22 protein-coding genes are annotated in these 23,054 nt (G+C 66.0%); 11 read left to right on the top strand and 11 right to left on the bottom strand.

Annotated elements, in window-relative coordinates:
• Positions 1–14: 14 nt before the first annotated feature.
• From grpE to J0A91_RS08975, 4 genes are all read left to right on the top strand, one after another.
• Positions 15–554: a nucleotide exchange factor GrpE gene (gene grpE / locus J0A91_RS08960; RefSeq protein WP_069207176.1), complete on the top strand. Its 540-nt coding sequence runs from the start codon at positions 15–17 to the stop codon at positions 552–554.
• Positions 555–619: 65 nt separating this feature from the next.
• Entirely contained in the window at positions 620–1,117 is a 498-nt protein-coding gene (locus J0A91_RS08965; RefSeq protein WP_240502244.1) for a hypothetical protein, read from the top strand.
• Positions 1,083–1,253: an uL15m family ribosomal protein gene (locus J0A91_RS08970; RefSeq protein WP_276204611.1), complete on the top strand. Its 171-nt coding sequence runs from the start codon at positions 1,083–1,085 to the stop codon at positions 1,251–1,253. Before J0A91_RS08965 ends, J0A91_RS08970 begins: the two co-directional genes overlap by 35 nt.
• The gene (locus J0A91_RS08975) at positions 1,247–2,479 is read left to right on the top strand and encodes a threonine synthase (protein ID WP_069204629.1); all 1,233 of its coding nucleotides are present in this window, start codon (positions 1,247–1,249) and stop codon (positions 2,477–2,479) included. The genes J0A91_RS08970 and J0A91_RS08975 overlap by 7 nt, the downstream gene beginning before the upstream one ends.
• Before the next feature lie 100 nt (positions 2,480–2,579).
• Here J0A91_RS08975 and J0A91_RS08980 read toward each other — a convergent pair whose 3' ends face one another.
• From J0A91_RS08980 to J0A91_RS08995, 4 genes are all read right to left on the bottom strand, one after another.
• Positions 2,580–3,275, bottom strand: coding sequence for a WecB/TagA/CpsF family glycosyltransferase (locus J0A91_RS08980; RefSeq protein ID WP_083224931.1), 696 nt, complete (start codon positions 3,273–3,275; stop codon positions 2,580–2,582).
• Positions 3,276–3,588: 313 nt separating this feature from the next.
• Positions 3,589–4,866, bottom strand: a complete 1,278-nt coding sequence (locus J0A91_RS08985) for a hypothetical protein (RefSeq protein ID WP_069204631.1) — start codon at positions 4,864–4,866, stop codon at positions 3,589–3,591.
• Positions 4,867–4,951: 85 nt separating this feature from the next.
• Positions 4,952–6,385: an oligosaccharide flippase family protein gene (locus tag J0A91_RS08990; protein WP_069204632.1), complete on the bottom strand. Its 1,434-nt coding sequence runs from the start codon at positions 6,383–6,385 to the stop codon at positions 4,952–4,954.
• Positions 6,382–7,479, bottom strand: a complete 1,098-nt coding sequence (locus J0A91_RS08995) for a glycosyltransferase (protein ID WP_083224585.1) — start codon at positions 7,477–7,479, stop codon at positions 6,382–6,384. Before J0A91_RS08995 ends, J0A91_RS08990 begins: the two co-directional genes overlap by 4 nt.
• 412 nt (positions 7,480–7,891) lie before the next feature.
• On the opposite strand from J0A91_RS08995, the gene J0A91_RS09000 reads away from it, so the two are divergent.
• From J0A91_RS09000 to J0A91_RS09010, 3 genes are all read left to right on the top strand, one after another.
• Entirely contained in the window at positions 7,892–9,154 is a 1,263-nt protein-coding gene (locus tag J0A91_RS09000; protein WP_069204634.1) for an O-antigen ligase family protein, read from the top strand.
• A 132-nt stretch (positions 9,155–9,286) separates the two neighbouring features.
• A complete protein-coding gene (locus tag J0A91_RS09005) occupies positions 9,287–9,781 on the top strand; it encodes a hypothetical protein (protein WP_150126866.1) in 495 nt (164 codons plus the stop codon).
• Positions 9,744–10,891 (top strand): IS3 family transposase gene (locus J0A91_RS09010; protein ID WP_150126867.1). Its coding sequence is split into 2 segments (ribosomal slippage): positions 9,744–10,002 and positions 10,002–10,891, totalling 1,149 coding nucleotides; the frame shifts between segments, so codons are not numbered across the junction. The genes J0A91_RS09005 and J0A91_RS09010 overlap by 38 nt, the downstream gene beginning before the upstream one ends.
• Before the next feature lie 394 nt (positions 10,892–11,285).
• Here the strand turns inward: J0A91_RS09010 and pepF are convergent.
• Complete coding sequence (pepF, locus tag J0A91_RS09015) at positions 11,286–13,145, bottom strand: oligoendopeptidase F (RefSeq protein WP_069204637.1); 1,860 nt, start codon at positions 13,143–13,145, stop codon at positions 11,286–11,288.
• A 182-nt stretch (positions 13,146–13,327) separates the two neighbouring features.
• On the opposite strand from pepF, the gene J0A91_RS09020 reads away from it, so the two are divergent.
• Entirely contained in the window at positions 13,328–13,855 is a 528-nt protein-coding gene (locus J0A91_RS09020) for a hypothetical protein (protein ID WP_069204638.1), read from the top strand.
• A gap of 34 nt (positions 13,856–13,889) precedes the next feature.
• On the opposite strand, the gene J0A91_RS09025 is transcribed toward J0A91_RS09020, so the two are convergent.
• The 3 genes from J0A91_RS09025 to groES form a co-directional block, all read right to left on the bottom strand.
• The gene (locus J0A91_RS09025; RefSeq protein WP_069204639.1) at positions 13,890–14,453 is read right to left on the bottom strand and encodes a Uma2 family endonuclease; all 564 of its coding nucleotides are present in this window, start codon (positions 14,451–14,453) and stop codon (positions 13,890–13,892) included.
• A 195-nt stretch (positions 14,454–14,648) separates the two neighbouring features.
• The gene (gene groL / locus J0A91_RS09030; protein WP_069204640.1) at positions 14,649–16,295 is read right to left on the bottom strand and encodes a chaperonin GroEL; all 1,647 of its coding nucleotides are present in this window, start codon (positions 16,293–16,295) and stop codon (positions 14,649–14,651) included.
• Positions 16,296–16,375: 80 nt separating this feature from the next.
• Positions 16,376–16,663: a co-chaperone GroES gene (groES, locus tag J0A91_RS09035; RefSeq protein ID WP_069207177.1), complete on the bottom strand. Its 288-nt coding sequence runs from the start codon at positions 16,661–16,663 to the stop codon at positions 16,376–16,378.
• A gap of 221 nt (positions 16,664–16,884) precedes the next feature.
• On the opposite strand from groES, the gene sppA reads away from it, so the two are divergent.
• The 3 genes from sppA to J0A91_RS09050 all read left to right on the top strand — a co-directional run bounded on the left by sppA (position 16,885) and on the right by J0A91_RS09050 (position 20,695).
• A complete protein-coding gene (sppA, locus tag J0A91_RS09040; protein WP_069204641.1) occupies positions 16,885–18,762 on the top strand; it encodes a signal peptide peptidase SppA in 1,878 nt (625 codons plus the stop codon).
• Positions 18,756–19,319 carry a GNAT family N-acetyltransferase gene (locus tag J0A91_RS09045; RefSeq protein ID WP_069204642.1) on the top strand — a complete coding sequence of 188 codons (564 nt, stop codon included), beginning with the start codon at positions 18,756–18,758 and terminating at the stop codon, positions 19,317–19,319. Before sppA ends, J0A91_RS09045 begins: the two co-directional genes overlap by 7 nt.
• Before the next feature lie 164 nt (positions 19,320–19,483).
• The gene (locus J0A91_RS09050) at positions 19,484–20,695 is read left to right on the top strand and encodes a CaiB/BaiF CoA transferase family protein (protein ID WP_069204643.1); all 1,212 of its coding nucleotides are present in this window, start codon (positions 19,484–19,486) and stop codon (positions 20,693–20,695) included.
• A 6-nt stretch (positions 20,696–20,701) separates the two neighbouring features.
• Here the strand turns inward: J0A91_RS09050 and gshB are convergent, their stop codons facing one another.
• The 3 genes from gshB to rsmI all read right to left on the bottom strand — a co-directional run bounded on the left by gshB (position 20,702) and on the right by rsmI (position 23,000).
• Positions 20,702–21,658 carry a glutathione synthase gene (gshB, locus tag J0A91_RS09055; protein WP_069204644.1) on the bottom strand — a complete coding sequence of 319 codons (957 nt, stop codon included), beginning with the start codon at positions 21,656–21,658 and terminating at the stop codon, positions 20,702–20,704.
• Positions 21,659–21,816: 158 nt separating this feature from the next.
• Positions 21,817–22,170 (bottom strand): YraN family protein, encoded by a 354-nt coding sequence (locus tag J0A91_RS09060; protein ID WP_069204645.1) that lies wholly within the window; start codon positions 22,168–22,170, stop codon positions 21,817–21,819.
• The gene (rsmI, locus tag J0A91_RS09065; RefSeq protein WP_069204646.1) at positions 22,167–23,000 is read right to left on the bottom strand and encodes a 16S rRNA (cytidine(1402)-2'-O)-methyltransferase; all 834 of its coding nucleotides are present in this window, start codon (positions 22,998–23,000) and stop codon (positions 22,167–22,169) included. Before rsmI ends, J0A91_RS09060 begins: the two co-directional genes overlap by 4 nt.
• Positions 23,001–23,054: the final 54 nt, after the last annotated feature.

Genomic DNA, 23,054 nt, shown 5'->3' on the forward strand with positions numbered 1-23,054 from the left:
GGGACTGTATGATGATGACCGAAGACGAAAAAATCGACACCGCCGACCTGCGTGAAGAGACCGCCGAGGCGGCGCCCGAAGTGGCCGAGGCGGATCGCACGAGCGCGCTCGAGACCGAACTCGCCGAGGCGAAGAAGGCGATTCTCTACGCGCACGCCGAGGCGCAGAACGTCCGCCGCCGCGCCGAGAAGGAAGCCGCCGACGCGCGCGCCTATGCCGCGACCTCGTTCGCGCGCGATTTGCTGTCGGTCGCCGACAATCTGGAGCGCGGGCTGAGCGCGATTCCTTCCGAGCTGCGCGCCGACGACAAGTTCAAGGCGCTGGTGACGGGGCTTGAGGCGACCGGCCGCGAGCTGGAAGCGGTGTTCCAGCGCCACGGCGTGAAGAAGATCGTCGCGCTCGGCGAGAAGCTCGACCCCAATTTCCACCAGGCGATGCTGGAAATGCCCAGCGACCAGGAGCCGGGCACCGTCGTGCAGGAAATGCAGGCGGGGTATGTCATCAAGGACCGGCTGCTGCGGCCGGCGCTGGTGGCGGTGGCGAAGGCGGGGTGAGTGGAAGGGCGAAGTATCGGCCCGAGTTCGAGGCCGCGCTTCGCCTGTTCGCCCGTGCGAGCGGAATGTTGACCGATCGCGGCTATGATCCGCCAATCGTGGTGGGTGGCGCGGCCGTCGAGTTATATTCTCGCAGTGCTGTGATGACCGGCGACTTCGACATCTCGACTGCGCGGCAGGCAGTGTTTGAAGAGGCGCTTCAAGCGCTGGGTTTCGTGAGGCCGAGCGGCGCTGGAAAGCTCACGCGAGGTTGGCTTCATCCCGACTTGCAATTGGGCTTCGAAGTCGTCGCGTCGAACCTGTTCGACGGTCTGGCAGATCGCGAGCGTCTCTTGATCGTGAATCTCGACGATGACGGAACGGCAGCGTTCGTGTCGATTGAAGATATGATCGCAGACCGCGTCGCACAGTTCGCGTCCGGGTCGGCGCCGGAGATGTTGGAGCAGGCCCGAGCCTTGCTTGCACTTCACAGTCATGTCGATCGATCGTATCTATCTCGCAGAATTTTCGAGGAAACGGCAGGCGATTATGACCTTGAATCGTTCGAAGCCGATTTCGCTTGATGATCTCGCGGCCTATATCGAGCGCCGCCGTATCGAAACCGGCATCACCGAACTACCCCGCAACTCCGGCCTCCGCCGTACCGCCAGCAAGCGCGCGCTGTTGAAGGCAATCGAGGAGGCTGGCGGCAAATGGTGAATCCGAACCTCAATCTCGTCGCCGATCGGCCGACGTTCGTCACGCACCTCGAATGTTCGATGACGGGCGAGCGCTATCCCGCCGACCAGCTTCACAATCTTTCGCGGGCCGGCAAGCCGCTGCTGGTGCGCTATGATCTGGGTGCTGTCCGCGCCGCCGTTCCGCGCGCCATGATCGAGGCGCGGCCGACCGATCTGTGGCGGTGGCGTGAGCTGCTGCCGGTGCGGCAGGTGCGCGATATCGTCAGCCTTGGCGAGATCGAGACGCCGCTCGTGCCGATCCTGAAATCGGGCGGGCCGAACGTGCTGGTCAAGGACGAGGGGCGGTTGCCGACCGGATCGTTCAAGGCGCGCGGGCTCGTCATGGCGGTGTCGATGGCCAAGGCGCTCGGCGTGGCCAAGATCGCGATGCCGACCAATGGCAACGCCGGCGCGGCGCTCGCCGCGTATGCGACGCGCTGCGGGATCGAGACGATCGTGTTGTGCCCCGACGATACGCCCGAGATCAACGTGCGCGAGATCGCCGCGCAAGGGGGGCGCGTCTACCGCGTCAACGGGCTGATCGACGATTGCGGGGCGATCGTCGCCAAGGGCGCGGCCGAGGGGCTGTGGTTCGATTTCTCGACGCTCAAGGAGCCGTATCGGATCGAGGGCAAGAAGACGATGGGGCTGGAGCTTGCCGCGCAACTGCGCTGGACGCTCCCGGACGCGATCTTCTACCCGACCGGCGGCGGCACCGGGCTGATCGGCATGTGGAAGGCGTTCGCCGAGATGGAGGCGCTCGGCTGGATCGGCGCCAAGCGGCCGAAAATGTTCGCGGTGCAGGCGAGCGGTTGCGCGCCGATCGTGCGCGCGTTCGAGGCGGGCGAGGAACATGCCGAGCGCTGGGAGGATGCATCGACCGTGGCAGCGGGTATCCGCGTGCCGCGCGCGGTCGGCGATTTCCTGATCCTGCGCGCGGTGCGTGAGAGCGGCGGACGGGCGATGGCGGTGGGCGACCCCGCCATTCTGAGGGCCGTGGACGATTGCGCGCGCAAGGATGGTCTGCTGCTCTGCCCCGAGGGCGGCGCGACGCTGGCGGCGTATCGCGAGGCGCTGCGGCTCGGGCTGGTCGATGAGGAGGACAGCGCGGTGCTGTTCAACTGCGCGACGGGCCTCAAATATCCGATGCCGGACGCAAGCGAGACACTCGATCGCCACCAGCCGATCGATCTGGCAGCGCTGTAGGGCGATCTTCGTCACCCCAGCGCACGCTGGAGTCTCTTGCGGCAGGGCGAACGCGCGTTACCGGGAGATGCCAGCTTGCGCTGGCATGACGGCTGTGGCGTCAGGGCCGCTCGCGCGACTTGGCGATCAGATGGTAGAGCGCGGAGAAATTGGTCGAGAAATAGCGCGGCGCGAGCCGGCGTGGCTCGATCATCGTGCGGTGAAGCCATTCGAGGCCGACGTTCTGCATCCACATCGGCGCGCGCGGCACATGCGCGCCGACATGATCGAACAGCCCGCCACAGGTGCGTATCCACGCTAGGCCGTGGAGTTGCGCGCGGCGTCGGATGGCGAAGCTCTCCTGGCGCGGCGTGCCCATGCCGACCCACAGCACCTCCGCGCCCGAGGCCCGGATATCGTCGCAGATCGCGTCCTCCTCGGCTTCGCTGAAATAGCCGTCGCGCGCGCCGACGATCTGAAGGCCGGGATATTCGGCGCACAGCGATTCGGCGGCGGCGGCGGCGATGCCGGGGCGGGCGCCGAGAAAGTAGAACTTCACGCCCGTCTCGACCGCCTTGGCGGCGGCGTCATGAATGAAATCGGTGGTGGCCAGCCGCTCAGGCAGCGGGTGTTTCCAGAAAGCGCGCGTGAACAGAACGAGCGGCATGCCGTCCGCGTCGATGACATCGACCGCGTCCATCGTCGCCCGGAACTCGGCGCTGCGGTGATAGAGCGCGATCACGAACCCGTTCGAGGATACGATCACGCGCGGCACCGCAAGTTCACCCGCCCGCGCCATGGCGGTGTCCTGCGCCATGGCTTCAGCCATTTCCGCGCGGGTCGCGCATACGGTTGGTAGCCCTCCAACCAACGCAATTCTGGGTGAAACTCGAATTTGCGCTACTCTCATGCTAATATAGGAACGGGCAGGGCAGGGTATCCGAGCGATAGCCGTTTCAAAAAGGATATGAAACGCCCCGTTTGACCCTGAGTGGCTTTCCTCTTCCCTTTTCCTCGTCACCCGGATCACGCATCTGGACACGCGCGAACCATCATGACCAGATCGTTATAGTGTCACTCTCTCCGTTTGGCGATGTGGCGTCAAGCACCGGCTGCGGACGATCTCGCGATCATTGGGCCTGCGCGGCGCGCAGCGGATCGCCCGAGGGCAGGCGGAAACCGCGCCGGTACACCAATGTGCTGACGAACAGATAGATGACGATCGTCGGCGGGTAGATGAAGGCGGCATCGAAGAAGGACACCAGCAAGTATCCGGCGCAGCCCGCCGCCGCCGCGCGGCGCAGGTTCGAAAGCCGCGATGCGCGGGTGAGCGCGTAGCCGACGGGATAGAGCAAGGCGACGAGCGCGATCAGGAAGCCGATCACGCCGAAGCTGCGCAGCAAACCGGCGTACAGGATCTCGGCGATGCGGAAGGTGTTTTCGCCGAAGGGCGACAGCGTCAGAGTGGTCCACTGCTCGGTACGGCCGCCGAGATTGGTATCGAGCAGCGAGTTGCTCGACCAGCCGAGCGTCGCCATCATCACGATCGCGAGCGTGAGCGAGGCGAGCGCGGCGATCCAGAACGAGATCCGCGACAGCTTGACCTGGCCCGACACGGTCATGAACATGCCCACCATGATGAGGCCGAACCAGGTCGATCGGCTGAGACTGAGCACCACGGAGATCAGGAAGGCGATCACCCAGGCGCGCGATTTCTCGAAGTAGATATAGACGGGCGCGAGCATGATCATGCAGGCGCCGAAGATGTTGCCGTTATTGTACGTGCTGAAGAGCTTCATCAGCGCGCCGCGACGGTTGTTCTTGTTGAACACGCTCGAAAGTTCGCCGGCGTTGATCGTGATGTAGCGGATTTCGATGATGTGCTTGATCAAGAGGAACATCACGAAATTCATCAGGCCCCACACGATGACGAACCGCATGCTCCAGCGCAGCACCGTGCCGATCTGCTTTTCGGTGAGATATTCCAGATGCGCGCACAGCGCGATCAGCATGATCGCCGGCAGCGCGATGAACAGCGCGAGATTGAGCACGACCGATGACTCGGCGGAGCCGTACAGGACGGTTTTATAGACGCCGATGAACCCGACGGCGAGATAAGCGACGAAATTGCCGATCGCCGCCGGCGAGAGCGTCGGGCGTCGGGCGAGGCCGATCAGCCCGACCGGTGCGATCGCCGCGAGCAGCATATAGCCGAAGGTCAGCGGGAAGCCGTACACCTCGACGCCGGCCTTGGGCGAGGCGATGTTGGTGATGATGAGGAGAACGTAGAGCCAGTAGAAGACCGACGGGTTCGACCGGGCCGAGGCGAGCAGGCGCTGGCTCTGCGAGAGCGGTGCCGACCAGGCGCGGGACAGCGCGTGATCCGGGGTAAGGGACTGGCCGATCATGAAGGCGCCGATCTCATGGGAACTCGGCTGGACTGATCCCCGGCACGTGGCGGATCGTCAAGCGCAAATCGTCGCGGTACGGGTCTCATGCGGGCTGCACCCCCCCGTGGCGGCCCAGCAGGCCCAGGATCTCCGCAACGCCGCGCCGGTTGAGCGCAAGGCTGAACAGCAGGAACCCGGCAGCACCGGGCACGAGCGCCAGCGCGGTGCTGCCGAACAGCATCCGTGTCAGCCAGAACAGCGCGAGTGCCGCGATCACGGGCACGGCCGGCGCGACGATCTGGCGATGATAGGCGAGGAAGCTCACGGCGGAGAGCGGGCGCAGCACGGTTAGCCAGGCGACCTCGATGAACAGGAGATACGCCGCTGCCATCGCCAGCGAGAGCGCGACCGGGCCGGCGATTGCGCCGGCCCACGCCGCGCCCGCCACCAGCGCGGCGAAACCGAGCTGGTAGTACAGCGCCGCGCGGCTCCGGCCGAGTGCGGACAGATAGGTGCCGAGCGGATTGACCGTGGCGCGAAGCGCGAACCACAAAGCGATATAGGGCAGCAGGCGCCCGGCGCCGCGCCATCGTTCGCCGAGCAGCAGCGGCAGCAGATCGGCGCCGGACAGCCCGAGCGCCGCATAGACCGGGAAACATACCGAGGCGGACATGCGCAGCACGCGCAGATACAGCGCGCCGACGCGGGCCGGATCGTGCTGATCGCGCGCCATCAGCGGCAGGCCGACGCGCAGGATGACCGGGTTGATCGCGGTCATGATCTTGGCGGCGAGATCGCGCGGCTGGCCGAAGCTGCCGAACACCGGCTTGGCGAAGACGAATCCCCCGATCAGCAGATCGAGCTGCGTGGTGAGCGAGATCGCCATGTTCACCAGCAGCATGTCGAACCCGTAGGACACGAACCGAGACACGTCGGCCCACGCGAAATGCAGCCGTGGCCGCCATTCGCCCGCCAATATCCTCCACGACAGCGCGAGCAGGCTTGCCGAGGTGGCGAGCTGGCCCCAGACCACGCAGAACGGGCCGGCGTGCGCGACGGCCAGACCGACCGCAACGAGGAAGCCGACCGCCGAGGCGGCGACCTCGATCTTGATGACGGCTTCGAACCGCAAGTCGCGCTCGGCAAGGACACGGAGCTGTAGGTAGAAGCCGTTGGCGACGAACATGCCGCTGGCGATCGACAGCATCGGCATGAGGCGCGGGGCGGCGTAGAGGCCCGCCAGCAGCGGCGCCGCCGCCACCGTCGCCACCGCCATCGCCACCCCGACCATGACGTTGAGCCAGTAAAGCGACGATGCCTCGTCCGCGGTCACGTCACGGAAGCGGATCAGCGCGCTCGACAGGCCGGCGTCGGAGAGGCCCTGCGCGAGTTGCAGCAGCGACATCATCAGGATGATGAGCCCGAAATCGGCGACGCCGAGCAGCCGCGCGACGATCAGCAATTGCAGCGTGGCGAGCACCGCGCGCAGGATGTTCCCGGCCGCCGCCCAGCGGACCGATTTGCGCGCGTCGCTCATGCGCCGAGCGCGCGGCGGAACACCGCCTCGTACCTGTCGCAGGCGATCGCCACCGAGAAGTCGCGCGCGCGGGCGACCTGGCGTTCGGGGGCTGCGGGCGCGCGGAGCATCGCGTCGATCGCGTGCGCCATCGCAGGCGCGTCGCCGACCGGCACGAGCGCGCCGAACCGCCCATCCGCGACGATCTCGCGCGGGCCGTCTGGGCAATCGGTGGTGACGATGCTCGCGCCCGCGCCGAGCGCCTCGATCAGCACGTTGCCGAAGCCTTCCCACGCCGAGCTCAACACGAAGCAGCCGGCGGCGGCGATCGACGGGGTGATGTCGGGCACGAACCCCGGCAGCGCGACGCGCTCGGTGAGGTTGAGCTGGGCGATCAGTGCCTCCAATTCGGCGCGGAGCGGGCCGTCGCCGAAGATCACCGCGCGAACGTCTTGACGTTCGACCAGCGCGAGCGCGCGCAGCAGGGTGGCGAAATCCTTCTGTTCGACCAGCCGGCCGGCGGCGACGATCACCGGGCCGTTGGCGTCGCGCGTCCACGGGTGCGCGGCCTCGGGTCCGTGGACGTGCGGGCGATAGGCCGGATTGTGGATCACGGTGATGCGATTCCGATCGAGCCGGGCGAAGCGCGCGAGCGAATCGGCGAGGCCGGCGGAGACCGCGACGATCTCGCTGGCGAAAGGGTAGGCGAGCATCGCCGCCTTGTGCCACGCCTTCTGCTTCCAGCCGACGAGGCGAGCGTAATCGGCCTGCGGATTGGTGCGTTCGGTCAGCACGTTGCGCGCCTTCGTGCCCGACAGGAGCCTCGCGATCACCGCCGCGTTGTTGAACTGCGGCATCGCGCTCAGCACGATGTCGTAGCGTCCCGCGCGGAGCATCCGCGCGAGCGTGACGATCGTGCCGCGTGCGCTGCTGGTCGGGTGGCGCAGCCAGTGGACGCCCACGCCGGGGGCAACCGGATAGTCGCGCGGGGTTGGTGCCCCGGCGAGGATCAGCGTGAGGCTATGCCCGCGCGCGATCAGGTCGTGCGACAGGTTGGCGATCATATGCTCGACCCCGCCCGGCTTCAGCCCTTCGTAGAAGAACGCAATCTTCACGGCGCTCCCCCCCGTTCGTCGCGCGATGGTGTCGATGGGCGATCAGAAACAATCAATCCCGTTCGCACTGAGCGAAGTCGAAGTGCGCGCCACGAGCGCCGTGTTTGCGGCACGTCCTTCGACTTCGCTCAGGACGAACGGAGTGGTTTTGAAGTGTTCCCCAACCCTATTGGAGTCAGATGAAGCAGGCGGAACAAAAAAGCGATAGCAACGCCAGCTTTTATCGCATAGCCAATGGTCCCACATGCCCTGGCTCCTTCGCGTCCGAGTAGCCGACCGGCACACGCGGTTCGTTTCCGCCGCGATACCTGCGCTGTTGCGCGAACCCGATCGATCCGCACGGCTGTTGTCTTACGTGGGGAACGTTCCGCTCCGCTCTCGTAGCGTGCGGTCGGTCGTGACGATTGCGACGATGTACATTCCGGTATTTCTGTTCGTGCTGCTCGTCTTCTCGGGCGTGACGTGGTCGCTGGCGGATTCGCAGGTGGTGGCGGATGCCGGCGGCGATACCGCGATCGGCGTGTTCAGCGGCAAGCTTGGGCTGGTGACCGGGCTGGCGCTGGTCGGCGTGTATCTGCCGGCGCTGCGCAACCCGCTGCGGTCGCTGGGTGGCGCCTTGTGCCTGTTCTGGCTGCTCGCGCTCGCCTCGGTGCTGTGGGCGAGCAATGTCGGCACGGTGCTGTTCGCGGTAGCCAATCTCACGCTGCTGCTCGCCGCGACGATGCTGGCGCATCGGCTGCTCGGCTTCGCGCGCGCGCTGCGGCTGGTCTGGTGGTTGAGTACCGCGCTGATCCTGCTCTCGGTCGTGTTCGCGGCTGTCGGCGAGGCGCATGCGGTGATGGGCGGAATGCACGGCGGGCGCTGGCGCGGGCTGTTCGCGCACAAGAACAGCTTCGGCCCGTTCCTCGTCGTCAATCTGCTGATAGCTTTGTTCGCGCAAGCGAGCCTCAAGCTGCCGGCCGTGCTCGTCTTCGCGATGGTGGCGGTGGATCTCGTCGCGTTGTTCTTCGCCAATTCCGCGACGGCGGACATCGCCGCCGCCGCCGGCATCATCGCGGGCATCGCGCTGCTGCCGATCCCCAACCGCGCGGTGCGGACGCTGTGGCGGGGTGGGTCGGTCGTGGTGGCGTGTCTGCTCGGCGGCGTGCTGCTGATGCAACCGGCGGTGACGGGCGAACTGCTCGGCCGCGACACGACGATGAGCGGTCGGGCGGCGATGTGGGAACAGGCGCTGCCGCTGACGGTCGAACGCCCGTTCGGCACCGGCTATGGCACCGGCGGCGGATCGCAGGTGTCGATCGAGCTGCAGAAGCGCATGCACCGCGCGATCAACCTCAGCGTGCAGAGCGGGTACCTCAACCTCGCGCTCGAACTCGGCTGGGGTGCGGTGGCGCTGTTCCTGTTGTGGGCGGGCGGCGCGGCGGCTTGGGTGCTGTTCAGCCGGCGCGCGTCGTCGGCGCAGACGTTGCTGGCGGCGCTGCTCGCGGCGATGCTGGTCGAGAGCATCTCAGAGGTGAACGCCTGCTTCGCGCCGGGCTGGCTGCTGCTGGTGACGATGCTGCCGATGATCGACGCACGCCGGGCGATGCGACCGCGATGGCGCCTGCTGCGCCGCCGCTATCGCCGGAGCGTTTCCGGCGCGGTGACCTCGCCTGTGCCCGTTCGTGGCGAGTGAGGTTGGGGGCGGGGGCAGCGTGGAACGGGGATTTGCGGGTAGATTGCGGACTGACCGCTTCTGGGCGATTCAAGGAGGGAAGCCGCCGCCGTGTTCGTGCAATGCGCGATAAAAAGCAGAGATCTACGTCCTATGCCAATCAGTCTGCTCACCTTTGGCGACGCCGAGTTCGGCCGCTCACTCCAAGACTGGGGAAATGAGTTCGTCTATGCGATGGGGGTCAATTTCAATTTCGATGAAGCGAATTACGGACCGTCTGAGACCATAGTCTTAGCAATCGTCTGTCTGCCCCCCGAAATGGCGGGAATAGGGAACGGCACGAGTCTTAAACGGAGCAGCTCAGAGTTTTGGTCGACTTTTGAAGCTGACTATGTCGCATTCTCATCCCGTCTACCGGCAAACAAGATTTCTGCCGTCGCCACCGCTCTCGTAGGCGCAATCCAACAAATTCCCGAAAAGTGGATGCCTGTTGAGGCGAAAGATAACTTTACCCAAGCGACGAGGGTGGCTGCGGCCAGTTTGCTGGCTCTGAGCTGCTGCCGGTTTCGTGGACACCAAGATAAGGTGTTTTCGGAACCGGAGGGTGTAAATGCAACGACGGAAGTTCAGCCGAGAGTTCAAGCTTGAGGCGGTGAAGTTGGTCCGAGATCGGGGCGTGGGGGTAGCGCAGGCCGCGCGGGACCTGGACCTGCACGAGAACGTGCTGCGCAAATGGGTCCGCGAAGCGGAAGCTGATCCCCAGTCGGCATTCCCAGGCAACGGTCAGATGAAGCCCGAGCAGCAGGAGATTGAGCGGCTGCGCCGCGAGTTGGCCAGGATGAAGGCCGAACGTGACATATTAAAAAAAGCCGCAGCCTACTTTGCCAGGGACTCGATATGAAGTTCGGGTTCATCGCAAAGCATCGAGGGATCTGGCCGGTATCGTGGATCTGCGAGGCGCTCGATGTCTCGCGCAGTGGCTTCCACGCCTGGCTCGTGCGTGCGCCTAGTGCCCGGTCGCGCAGCGATGAAGCGTATGCAAGGAAGATCCGCGCCAGCTTCCTCTCCAGCTACCGAACCTATGGCGCGCGTCGCGTCTGGCACGATCTCCTGGCCGAAGGCCTTTCATGTGGCCTCCATCGGGTCGAACGGCTGATGCGTGTGCACGGCCTGATGGCGCGGCCGCGGCGCCGCGGTCTGCCCAAGGATCATGGCGAACGCTCGGTGATCGCGGGCAACGTGCTCGATCGGCAGTTCAGCGCCGACGCGCCGAATCAGAAGTGGGTGGCCGACTTCACCTACATCTGGACCGCCGAAGGATGGCTGTACGCGGCCGCGGTGATCGACCTGTTCTCGAGGCGCGTCGTGGGCTGGTCGATGAGCGACACGATGACGGCGCAGCTCGTCACCGATGCGCTGGTCATGGCGATCTGGCGGCGCGGCAAGCCCGATGCGCTGCTGCATCACTCCGACCAGGGCAGCCAATATACCAGTGAGCAGTTCCAGCGACTGATGGCCGACAATGGCGTCACCTGCTCGATGAGCCGGTCCGGTAACGTCTGGGATAACGCTGCGATGGAGAGCTTCTTCTCATCGCTGAAGACCGAACGGATCGCGCGCAAAACCTACCGCACGCGCAATCAGGCAAGGCAGGACGTGTTCGACTACATCGAACGCTTCTACAATCCCACGCGCAGGCACTCGACCTTGGGGTATCTCAGTCCCATGGACTTCGAGAGGCAGGCTCATGTAGCCTAACTTGGTGTCCATGGGACCGGCAGCAGCTCACTCAGCCAGATCGACACCCTCGCTAAACATAGCGTGATACCGTCCAGCGAGTGAACAGATCGAATGTCGGCTATCAAGCAATTAGCAGGTGACCCGCCTCGTCCGACTTTGGGCGAAACGCCACATTGCTTATGGGGCTCCGGCGGCGTTTCAGTAGGCAGGGATCGCGTACGAGCTTGCGCCGGATCGAGAGCCTGTATCGCGACACAGATCTCGCCGGAGCCGTCCTTTCATAAGCCGGCGGAGATCCCCCGGCACCTCCAGGATCGCCCCGGGGTCGATCCGGCCCGCTCATCTCGACACGCCCCCGCGCGACTCGGCCGCTACCCCGGACGCGCGGCGCTGGAGGCGTCCCGCTTCCGCCTCACGCCATCAGCGCTTCGCACTGATCGAGCGTATCCTTGAAGGTCGCGATGATCGCCTGATACGGCGTCGCGCTCGCCATATCGAGACCGGCGCGCTTGAGGATGTCGACGGCATAGTCCGATCCGCCTGACTTCAGCACCGTGAGATACGTATCGCGCTCCTTGGCGCCGCCCTTGAGGATCGAGCGCGCGAAATAGGACGCGGCCGAGATCGAGGTGGCATATTGGTAGACGTAGAAGCTCGAATAGAAATGCGGGATGTACGCCCATTCCGAGCCATAGGTGTCGGCGACGGCGACGTTGGGGCCGTGATACCGGCGGAGCAGATCGAGATAGAGTTTGGTCAGCGTCTCGCCCGATAGCCCTTCGCCCGCCTCGGCCTTGTCGTGGACGAGCAGTTCGAATTCGCCGAACATCGCCTGCCGGTAGAAGGTGCCGCGGATCGATTCGAGCTGCTGGCCGAGGTAGAACAGTTTCTCCTGCTTGGTCCTGGCGCGGGCGACCATATAGGCGGCGAGGAGCTGTTCGTTGCAGGTCGAGGCGATCTCGGCGAGGAAGATCGGGTAATTGGTCTTTTCGTAGACGTTGTTTTTGTTGGCGAGCAACGTGTGCATCGCATGGCCCCATTCGTGCGCGTAGGTCGTCATCCCCTCGTAATTCTCGCCGAGGTTGAGCAGCAGGTACGGGTGGACGTCGAACGCCGCGCCGGGGTTCATGTACGCGCCCGATTTCTTGCCGGGGCGCGGCAGCGGGTCCATCCATGTCTTGGCGGTCGCCTCGGCGAACAGCGCGCCGTATTCGCGGCCAAGCGGCTTGAGCGCCTCGATCGTCGTGGTGCGCATCTCGGGCACGGTGACCTTCTTGTCGAGCTGCACCAGCGGCGGATAGATGTCGTAATAGGCCATGTCGGGCAGCTTGAGCAGCTTGCGGCGCAGCTCGAAATAGCGGTGGAGCTGGGGCAGGCCGGCGTTGGTTTCCTTGACGAGCGCGCGGTACACCGCCTCGGGCACGTTGCCGCCCGACAGGTACATCGCCAGCGAGGTCGGGTATTTGCGCGCCTTCTTGGTGAAGACGTCGGCCTTCACATGGCTGAGGTAGGCGCTTCCGAGCGACGCCTGGAACTTGCCATATTGCGCCCAGAACGTGTCGAACACCAATTTGCGGTCGGCGCGGTTGGGGGCGTCGCGGTTGAGCGTATAGGCCTGATCGTCGAGCCGCACCGCCTTGCCGGTCGACAGCGTGACGGTCGGCCACGGAATGTCCGACGCGACGAGCTGCTCGCGGATGTCGCGCGGGCCGCTGAACGGCGCGGACGTGCCGGCGAGGAGCACTTCGCCCTCGGGCGACAGCGTGTGCGCCTCCTGCCGCAGCACGTCGGCGAGCTGGAAGTCGAAATGCTGTTTGAGCGTCGCGTTGGCGGCGACGAACCGGTCGATCTTCGCCTTGCCGACGCTAAGGATCTCGGGCGCGACCCACGAGGTCGCCTCGCCGAACGCGGTGTAGAGATCGGTGGCGAGCGCCTCCTTCTCCTGATTGGCGGAGATGCGCACATCGGCATCGGCCTTGAGGCTGGCGTAGGTGTAGATGCGCGAGATGGTGCGATCGAGCTTGGTCTGTTCGGACAGCGCCGCCGCCAGCGCGTCGGCGCTGGTGCCGAGCGTGCCCTTGAACTTGGCGAAGCCGGGCAGTTCGGCGAGCGCCTGTTTGCGTGCCGCGTCCCATGCCGCGTCGTCGGGGAACAGGTCGGCCAGATCCCATGCCGCGCCGCCTCCAGGCGCCTGCGCGAAGGCGGGCAAAGCGGCGGCGAGCGTGGCGAGGCTGGCGGCGGCAATCGCCGTGCGGCGGGTGAGGTCTGGCATAAACGGTCTTTCAACAGGCGTGATCGGCGGATGATGCCAAAGCGCCGGGTGTTTGGCTAGGGTAGGGCACTGCGCGCCAGCGCGGCGGCGGAAAGCAAATTTTTGTGTCGGACGTGTAACCAATGTGGTTGAACGGGCGTTCGGACGGTCAGCATCAACATCGTCCATCAGGGATCTAGATCATGCGTGTCATCCCCGCTCTCGTCATCGCCGGTCTGCTCATCGCGCCGGTTACCGCCGCGACCGCGCAGCAGAACGACAATAGCCTCGGCCATACCGTGACCCAGCCGCTGCGCGACGTGCGGATCAAGGACGAGAAAATTCCGGCGGTGCTGCAACGCGCCGCGTCCGCGCCCTATTCGTCGGTCGGCACGCAGAGTTGCGCCGCGATCACCGCGCAGATCCGCGATCTCAACGGCGCGCTCGGCCCCGATGTCGATACCCCCGCCAAGAAGAAGGGCGAGGGGTCCGCGATCGCGGCGGCCGGCGCGCGCGCCGTGCTCGGTACGCTGATCCCCGGCCTCGGGCTCGTGCGCGTCATCACCGGCGCCGACAAGGCACAGCGCCGCGCCGAAGCGGCGGTCTATGCCGGCGCGGTGCGGCGCGGCTATCTGAAGGGTATCGGTGTGGCGAAGCGCTGTCGCGCGCCGGCGGCACCGACGGCTGCGGCGCTGGCCGATCGGCCGGAGTTGCTGGCGGCGGATCAGTAACGGGCGATGAGGCCCGTCCGTTTCGGGCGGGCCTTCAATCGCGCGCGAAGATTTCCGCGTGGGGCAGGGTGATGCCGAGCGACGGTAGCGCGACATCCTGCGGTTGTGCGAACAGGTCGTCGCGCCATGAGGTCGGACCCAGGCGCTGGACGACGCGCGCCAGTTCGCTGACCGGATTGACGAACACGATCGTGTCGATCGAATCCAGCCGGCGATATTCGTCGAGCTTTTTGCCCACGTCGTTGGCCTCGGTCGAGGGGGACAGCACTTCGAAGATGACCTTCGGTCGTTCGAACAGTTTTAGTGTGTCGGTTTCCGGCAGTGGCGGTTCCTCGCACATCACGCTGACGTCCGGGTAGCGCAGGTTGATGTCATCGATGCGGATCGCAGCGTCGGAGCCATAAGGTCGGCACCCTGAGCCGCGCAACTTCTGGGCAAGATAGCTGATGATATTGATCGCGACGCGGGCGTGCGCCCGTGTGCCGCCGGTCATCATTTGAATGACGCCATCGACCAGCTCGAACTTCTTGTCCGTGCCGAAATCGAGCGACAGGAACGTTTCGACAGTGATGGGCTGATAAGCGGGCTCGTGTCGCATCGTCACCTCTCGGGGGAGTATAGCGCGTGTCGCGTAGGTGCACAAAGGGCCGGGGGATCGCTCCCCCGGCCCTTCGTTTTTGCGTTGACCGGCGCGGGCAAAGCCCGCGCTGGGCGTCAGACCGGATCGGCTTCGCCGACCGGCTGGCCGTTCTGATTTCGTGTCGGGAGCAGCTTGCGCTGCTCCCGTCCGAAATCAGAAGTCCATGCCGCCCATACCGCCCATGCCGCCGCCGCCGCCCATCGGCATTGCGGGCTTGTCTTCCGGCAGCTCGCTCACGGCCGCTTCGGTCGTGATGAGCAGGCCGGCGACCGAAGCCGCGTTCTGGAGCGCGGTGCGGACGACCTTGGTCGGGTCGATCACGCCGGCTGCGACGAGGTTCTCGTACACGTCGGTCGAAGCGTTGAAGCCGAACGAGGTGTCGTTCTGGTCGAGCAGCTTGCCCGAAACGACCGCGCCGTCATGGCCCGCGTTCTGAGCGATCTGGCGAACCAGCGCGGTCAGCGACTTGCGGACGATGTCCACGCCGCGGGTCTGGTCCTCGTTCGCGCCGGTCAGGCCGTCGAGAGCCTTCGTGGCATACAGGAGCGCCGTGCCGCCGCCGGGAACGATGCCTTCTTCAACGGCTGCGCGGGTTGCGTGCAGCGCGTCGTCGACGCGGTCCTTGCGCTCCTTGACTTCGACTTCCGAAGCGCCGCCGACCTTGATGACAGCCACGCCGCCAGCGAGTTTGGCGAGACGTTCCTGGAGCTTCTCACGATCATAATCGCTGGTCGTGATCTCGATCTGCTGACGGATCGCGTCGGTGCGGCCCTTGATCGCATCGGCTTCACCAGCGCCATCGACGATGGTGGTGTTGTCCTTGTCGATCGTGACGCGCTTGGCGGTGCCGAGCATGCCGAGCGTGACGCTCTCGAGCTTGATGCCGAGGTCTTCCGAGATCACTTCGCCCTTGGTCAGGACGGCGATGTCCTCGAGCATCGCCTTGCGGCGATCACCGAAGCCCGGCGCCTTGACGGCTGCGACCTTGAGGCCGCCGCGCAGCTTGTTGACGACGAGCGTGGCGAGAGCCTCGCCCTCGATGTCCTCTGCGATGATGAGCAGCGGACGGCCCGACTGAACCACGGCTTCGAGGATCGGCAGGATCGCCTGCAGGTTCGAGAGCTTCTTCTCGTGGATCAGGATGTACGGATCAGCGAGCTCGACCGTCATCTTCTCGGGGTTGGTGATGAAGTAGGGCGAGAGGTAGCCGCGGTCGAACTGCATGCCTTCGACGACGTCGAGCTCGAAATCGAGACCCTTGGCTTCCTCGACGGTGATGACGCCTTCCTTGCCGACCTTCTCCATCGCTTCGGCGATCTTCTCGCCGACTTCACGGTCGCCGTTCGCCGAGATGATGCCGACCTGAGCGACTTCGGCCGAACCCGAAACCGGCTTCGAGCGCGACTTGATGTCCTCGACGACCTTGATGACGGCGAGATCGATGCCGCGCTTGAGGTCCATCGGGTTCATGCCGGCCGCGACCGACTTCATGCCTTCGCGCACGATCGCCTGCGCCAGAACGGTCGCGGTGGTGGTGCCGTCGCCGGCGACGTCGTTGGTCTTGGAGGCGACTTCGCGCACCATCTGCGCGCCCATGTTCTCGAACTTGTCCTTGAGTTCGATTTCCTTGGCGACGGTGACGCCGTCCTTGGTGATGCGCGGGGCACCGAACGACTTGTCGATGACGACGTTGCGGCCCTTCGGCCCGAGCGTGACCTTCACCGCATCGGCGAGGATGTCGACGCCGCGCAGAATGCGCTCGCGCGCGTCACGGCTGAATTTTACGTCCTTGGCTGCCATGTTGGCTGACCTTTCTGATTAGAAGTTGAGGAGAAACGGAAAACAGGGCGGCTCAGCAAACGATGCCGAGCCTGTCGGCGTCAGCCGACAATCCCCAGAATGTCCGACTCTTTCATGATGAGCAGGTCTTCACCGTCGACCTTGACCTCGGTGCCCGACCATTTGCCGAACAGGATCTTGTCGCCGGCCTTGACGTCGAGCGGCGTGACCTTGCCGTCTTCCGCCTTGGTGCCGGTGCCGACGGCGACGACTTCGCCCTCTTGCGGCTTTTCCTTGGCGGTGTCGGGGATGATGATCCCGCCAGCCGTCTTTTCCTCAGCCTCGACACGCTTCACGAGAACGCGGTCGTGCAATGGACGAAAGTTCATACGCTGTCCCTTTTCATAGAACATGTGGAATGGTTGTTAGCACTCGCCAAAGGTGAGTGCCAGCGGTGCTCATATGTGCCTGCGTGACCGGATCGTCAACCACGGCGACGCGAATTTTGCGTCTGTATTGGTGGAATAATACGGGTGTTTACCTGTCCGTGGCGATGCTTTAGCGGGGGCTCTAGCGATGGCGGATCATCCGCCAACAGGAGAGCGGCAGAGTGAAACTCGTTCGGGGTGCTTGGAAGCTTCTGGTCGGGATCAAGGACGCGCTCGTCCTGATCGCGATGCTGCTGTTCTTCGGCGTGCTGTTCGGCGCGCTCGCGGCGCGGCCCGGCGGTTCGACCACCCGGCAGGGCGCGTTGCTGCTCAAGCTCGACGGCCCGATCGTCGAGCAGCCGAGCGAGCCGGGTACGCTCGCCAGCCTGAGCGGATCGCCCTCCGCGCCCGAATATCGCCTGCGCGATCTGGTGCGTGCGCTCGACAAGGCGAAGGGGGACAGCGACGTCAAGGTCGTCGTGCTCGATCTCGACTCGTTCGGCGGCGGCTATCCGGCGGCGGTCAACGAGGTCGCCGACGCGATCCGGCGCGTGCGGGACAGCGGCAAGCCGGTGCTGGCCTATGCCACCGCCTATACCGACAGCGGCTATCGCCTCGCCGCCAACGCGAGCGAGATCTGGGTCAACCCGATGGGCGGTTCGCTGTTCATGGGGCCGGGCGGATCGCAGCTTTACTACAAGGGCCTGATCGACAAGCTCGGCGTCACCGCGCACGTCTACCGCGTCGGCAAGTACAAGTCGTTCGTCGAGCCCTATACGCGCGACGCCGCTTCGCCCGAGGCGAAGGAGGAGGTCGTCAAACTGTATCAGGTGCTGTTCGCACAATGGCAGGAGGCGATCGCCAAGGCCCGGCCCAAGGCCAAGATCACGCCGTTCCTGACCCAGCCCGACAAGGTGATCGTCGCCGCGCAGGGCAATGTCGCGCAGGCCAATCTCGACGCTGGGCTGGTCGACAAGCTCGGCACCCGGCTCGATTTCAACAAGCGCGTCGCGGGACTCGCCGGCGTCGCCAGCGGCAAGGCGGCCGGCACGTTCAACACGATCAAGTACGACGGCTATGTCTCGCGCAATCCGCTGCCGACCGGCGGCGCGGCTGTGGGCGTGCTGACGGTCGCGGGCGACATCATCGACGGCAAATCGACCGCGGGGAGTGCCGGTGGCGATACCGTCGCCAAGCTGCTGCTCGACGGGCTCGCCAAGAAGAACCTCAAGGCGCTGGTGGTACGAGTCGATTCGCCGGGCGGCTCGGCGCTCGCCTCGGAGACGATGCGACGCGCGATCCAGGAGGCGAAGGCGCAGAAGCTGCCGGTCGTCGTTTCGATGGGGTCGGTCGCTGCGTCGGGCGGCTATTGGGTGTCGACCGCGGGCGACCGCATCTTCGCCGAGCCGACGACGATCACCGGCTCGATCGGCATCTTCGGGATCATCCCGACCTTCGAGAACACCTTGAAGAAAATCGGCATCACCACCGATGGGGTGAAGACCACGCCGATCTCGGGCCAGCCCGATATCTATGCGGGCACCAACGCCGAGACCGACGCGATCTTCCAGGCGGGGATCGAGAGCGGCTATCGCCAGTTCATCACCCGCGTCGCCGCCGCACGCCACATGACGCCGCAACGTGTCGACGCGATCGGGCAGGGGCGTGTGTGGGACGGCGGCACCGCGCGCCAGATCGGGCTGGTCGACCAGTTCGGCGGACTCGACGATGCGGTCGCGGCGGCGGCGAAGCTGGCCGGGCTGAAGGCCGACGGCTATCACGCCGAATATCTGGAGAAGCAGCCGGGCGCGCTCGCCAAGCTGATCGCGCGGTTCATGCGCGACGACGATGACGACGCCAAGAGTGACGGCGACGCCTTCACCCGAATCGCCGCGCAGCACCGCGCGGCGTTCGCTCAGGCGCTGGGCGACGTGAAGCGGATCGGCACGGGTGCGGCGATCCAGGCGCGCTGCCTCGAATGCGAAGGACTGGGCGCGACCGCACCGGCACAAGGGGACGTGACGTTGATGAACCTGATTCTGGCGCGCTTCGGATGGTGATCGCGGTTCGCCCCGCCACGCCCGACGACGCTTCGGCGATCGCGGATATCTATCGCCCCTATGTCGAGGCCGCGACGATCTCGTTCGAGACCGAGGCGCCCGACGCCGACGAGATGCGCCGCCGCATGCTCGCCTCGGAGGGCCGCTTCCCGTGGCTAGTGGTGACCGAGGGCGAGGCCGGGACGGTGATCGGCTATGCCTATGCCGGCACGTTCCGCGACCGCCCGGCGTATGAATATACCGTCGAGACCTCGGTCTATCTGGTGCAGGCCGCGCAGGGGAAGGGCTATGGCCGCCAGCTTTACGACGCGCTGATCGACACGGTGCGCGCGCAAGGGTTCGCCCATGCGGTGAGTGTCATCACCTTGCCCAACGACTGGCTGATCCGGCTGAACGAATCGGTCGGCTTCAAGCGGACCGGCGTGCTGCGCGAGCTTGGCTACAAGAACGGCCGGTGGATCGACGTGGGGTTCTGGCAATGCGAACTCAACGACGCGACGATCCCGCCCAAGCAACCCAAGCCGTTCAGCGAGACCGGGATGGTGTGGAATTGGTGAGGGGTGTCGGCGTGCGGCAGGGCTGAGATATTTGGCCGTGCTCGGATCATCTTCCCAACCGTTCGTGCCGAGCGAAGTCGAGGCACCTGCGCGCTGGGCATGTCCCTCGACTTCGCTCGGGACGAACGGATGCGGGCTTGGGTGGGCGTTGACGGCCACGCGCGATGACTGACGCCGCGCCGCTCTGGCAAGGCCCGCTCGCCGGCGTGACGGTGCTCGATTTCTCGCGCGTGCTGGCCGGGCCGGCGGCGGCGATGGCGCTGGCCGATCTCGGCGCGACCGTCATCAAGGTCGAGCCGCCCGGCACCGGCGACGATACGCGCGGCTTCCCGCCGCACCGTGACGGGGTGAGCCATTATTTCCTCGCCAACAATCGCGGCAAGCGCAGCATCGTCATCGATCTCAAGACGCCCGAGGGTGTCGAACTGGCCAAGGCGCTGGCGGCGAAGAGCGATATCCTGATCGAGAATTACCGCCCCGGCGTGATGGACCGGCTTGGCCTCGGCTACGAGACGCTTGCCGAGCGCAACCCGGGGCTGATCTATTGCGCGATCTCCGGCTTCGGCATGACGGGGCCCTTACGCGACAAACCCTCGTTCGATATCGTCACACAGGCGCTGTCGGGCGCGCTCAGCGTCAATGGCGAGCCGGGGGCGATGCCGAGCCGGCTGGGGATTCCGCTCGGCGATCTCGTTGGCGGGGTCAACGGGCCGATCGCGATCCTCGCCGCGCTGCATGAGCGGCACGCGACCGGCAAAGGGCGGCTGATCGACATCAGCCTGCTCGACGGGATGTTCGGAATGCTGAGCTATCTCGCGCAGCTCGCCTTCTTCACTGGCGAAGACCCGACGCCGCAGGGGTCACAGCATCCCAATCTGGTGCCTTACGGCGCGTTTCCCGCGAGCGACGGGTCGATCATCATCGCCTGCCTGACCGATGCATTTTGGGCACGGATCTGCGCGGCGCTGGGGCAGCCCGAACTGGCGACCGACTCACGGTACGCCACCACCGAGCGGCGGCGCGACGCGCGGGGCGAGGTCAATGCTTTGATCTCGGCGTTCACCGAAGCGCGGTCCGTCGCCGAACTGGTCGCGCTGTTCAGCGCGCATCAGGTGCCGAACGCGCCGATCCTCGGCGTTGGCGAAGCGCTCGCGCAGCCGCAGGCGGTGGCGCGCGAGATGGTGGTCGAGGTCGATCACCGCACCCTGGGGCGCATCCCGATCGTCAACCGGCCGTTCCGGTTTCCGGGTGAGACGATGCCGAAGCCAGCCGCCCCGCCCGATCTCGGCGAGCATAGCGACGCGATTTTGCGCGAGATGCTGGGGCTGGACGATGCGGCGATTGCCGCGTTGCGGGCGGGCGGCATCGTCGCCTGAACGGCGTCAGCCGCGTGCCGCCACCCGCGCCTCGATTGCATCCCAGATCAGCCCCGCCACATCGGTGCCGTCGAATGTCTCGATCGCGACGATGCCGGTGGGGGAGGTGACGTTGATCTCGGTCAGCCACTTGCCGCCGATCACGTCGATGCCGACGAACAGCAGCCCGCGCCGCTTGAGTTCCGGCCCGAGTTCGGCGCAGATCGCCTCTTCCTCGGGCGTCAGCACGGTCTTCACCGCCGAGCCGCCGACCGCGAGGTTGGAGCGGATCTCGCCTTCGCCTGGCAAACGGTTGATCGCACCAGCGACGACGCCGTCGACCAGCACGATGCGCTTGTCGCCCTTCGCCACGTCGGGCAGGAACGCCTGCACCATGTGCGGCTCGCGCCAGGCGGTGTTGAACACCTCGATCAGCGCCGAAAGGTTGGCGCCGTCGCTGCCGACCTTGAAGATCGCCTTGCCGCCGTTGCCGTGGAGCGGCTTGATGACGATCTCGCCGTGCTTGGCGAGGAAGGCGCGCGCTTCGTTGAGGCTGCGCGTGACGAGCGTGGGCGGCATGAAGTGCGCGTAATCGAGCACGAACACCTTCTCCGGCGCATTGCGCACGCTGGCGGGATCGTTGACCACCAACGTCTTGTCCGCGATCCGCTCCAGCAGATGGGTCGCGGTGATGTAGCCGAGATCGAACGGCGGATCTTGCCGCATCAGCACCACGTCGGCGTCGTCACCGAGATCGAGCTGGACGGGATCGCCGAAGCTGAAATGGTTGCCGGGCACGCGCTGCACCGTGACGGGGTGGGCGAGCGCCCAGACGCGGCCGTCGGCATAGTTGAGCGCTTCGGCGGCGTAGTGGAACAAAGTGTGGCCGCGCGCCTGCGCCGACAGCATCAGCGCGAAGCTCGAATCGCCGCCGATGTTGATCTGGTCGAGCGGGTCCATCTGGACGGCGACGGTTAACGGCATGGGCGTTCCTCTTGCTTCCGTGCCCCGCCACCATCGTCACCCCAGCGGACGCTGGGGTCTCCCCGGGGCAGGCGCTGCGGCCCACACCGGGAGATGCCAGCGTGCGCTGGCATGACGGACGAGGTTCGCGTTGCAGATAGGGACGCGCGCGCGCGCTGTCACCCGATCCAAGCATTCTCGATATGCCGGAGCGGCACGCCGCGCGCGATGAGGATGACATCGACGCGGATATCGTCGCCGGGGAGCGCATAATCCGCCATCAGCACTTCCGCCGCCGCGGCGACTCGGGCGAGGCGGCGTTCGTCGATCGCGAGGTCGAGGTCGGCGGCGGTGCGGCGCAGCTTGACCTCGACGAAGGCGACGAGGCCGGGGCGGCGGGCGATGAGATCGACCTCGCCGGCTTTGGTGCGAACGCGGCGCGCGACGATCTGCCAGCCTTTCAGCCGCAGCCACCAGCCCGCGATCCGCTCGCCGCGCCGGCCGGCGGCCTCGGCGACGCGGCGGTCCCTCATCCTTTCAATTCCAGTGCCCGCGCGTAGAGTTCGCGGCGGTCGAGGCCGAGCTTCTTGGCGACCTCGCCCGCCGCCTTGGAGGCGGGCAGGCGTTGCAGAGCCTCGGCGAGTGCGGCGTCGGCATCCTCGGCGCTGGCGGCTTCGGGTTCTCCCGGCGGGGCGACGACGATGACGATTTCGCCGCGCGGTGGTGCGTCGGCGTAGCGTGCCGCCAGCGCGGAGAGCGAATCGGTGACCGCTTCCTCGAACTTCTTGGTGATCTCGCGCGCGACCGCAGCGTCGCGGTCGCCCAGCCCCTCGGCGAGCGCCGCCAGCGTCACCGCCAGGCGCGGGCCGGATTCGTACAGCACGAGCGTCGCGCGGATCGCCGCGACTTCGGCGATGGCAGCGGCGCGCGCCTGCGCCTTGGGGGGCAGGAAGCCGAGAAAGAAGAAGCGGTCGGTCGGCAGCCCGGCGAGCGTCAGCGCGGCGATCGCGGCGCAGGGGCCGGGGATCGTCACCACGCTATGCCCGGCCGCGCGAGCATCGCGGACCAGCTTGTAGCCGGGATCGGAGATCAGCGGCGTGCCCGCGTCGGACACCAGGGCGACCGCCTCCATCCCCATCCGCGCGATCAGGCCGGGGCGGACGGCCTCGGCATTGTGATCGTGATAGGGCGTCATGGGGCGCTTCACGCCGATGTGGCGGAGCAATCCCGCCGTCACACGCGAGTCTTCCACTGCGATTACGGCAGCTTGTGACAGGATCTGGGCGGCACGCGGCGACAAATCACCGAGATTGCCGATCGGGGTGGCGACGATATAGAGACCGGGCGCGAGTACAGCGTTCATCGGAGGGGTTCATGACAGACGTGGCAAGGGTACGGCAACCAGGAAGGCCGCTCA

Origin of the sequence: Sphingomonas panacis (genome assembly GCF_001717955.1) — a bacterium.
GTDB lineage: Bacteria > Pseudomonadota > Alphaproteobacteria > Sphingomonadales > Sphingomonadaceae > Sphingomonas > Sphingomonas panacis.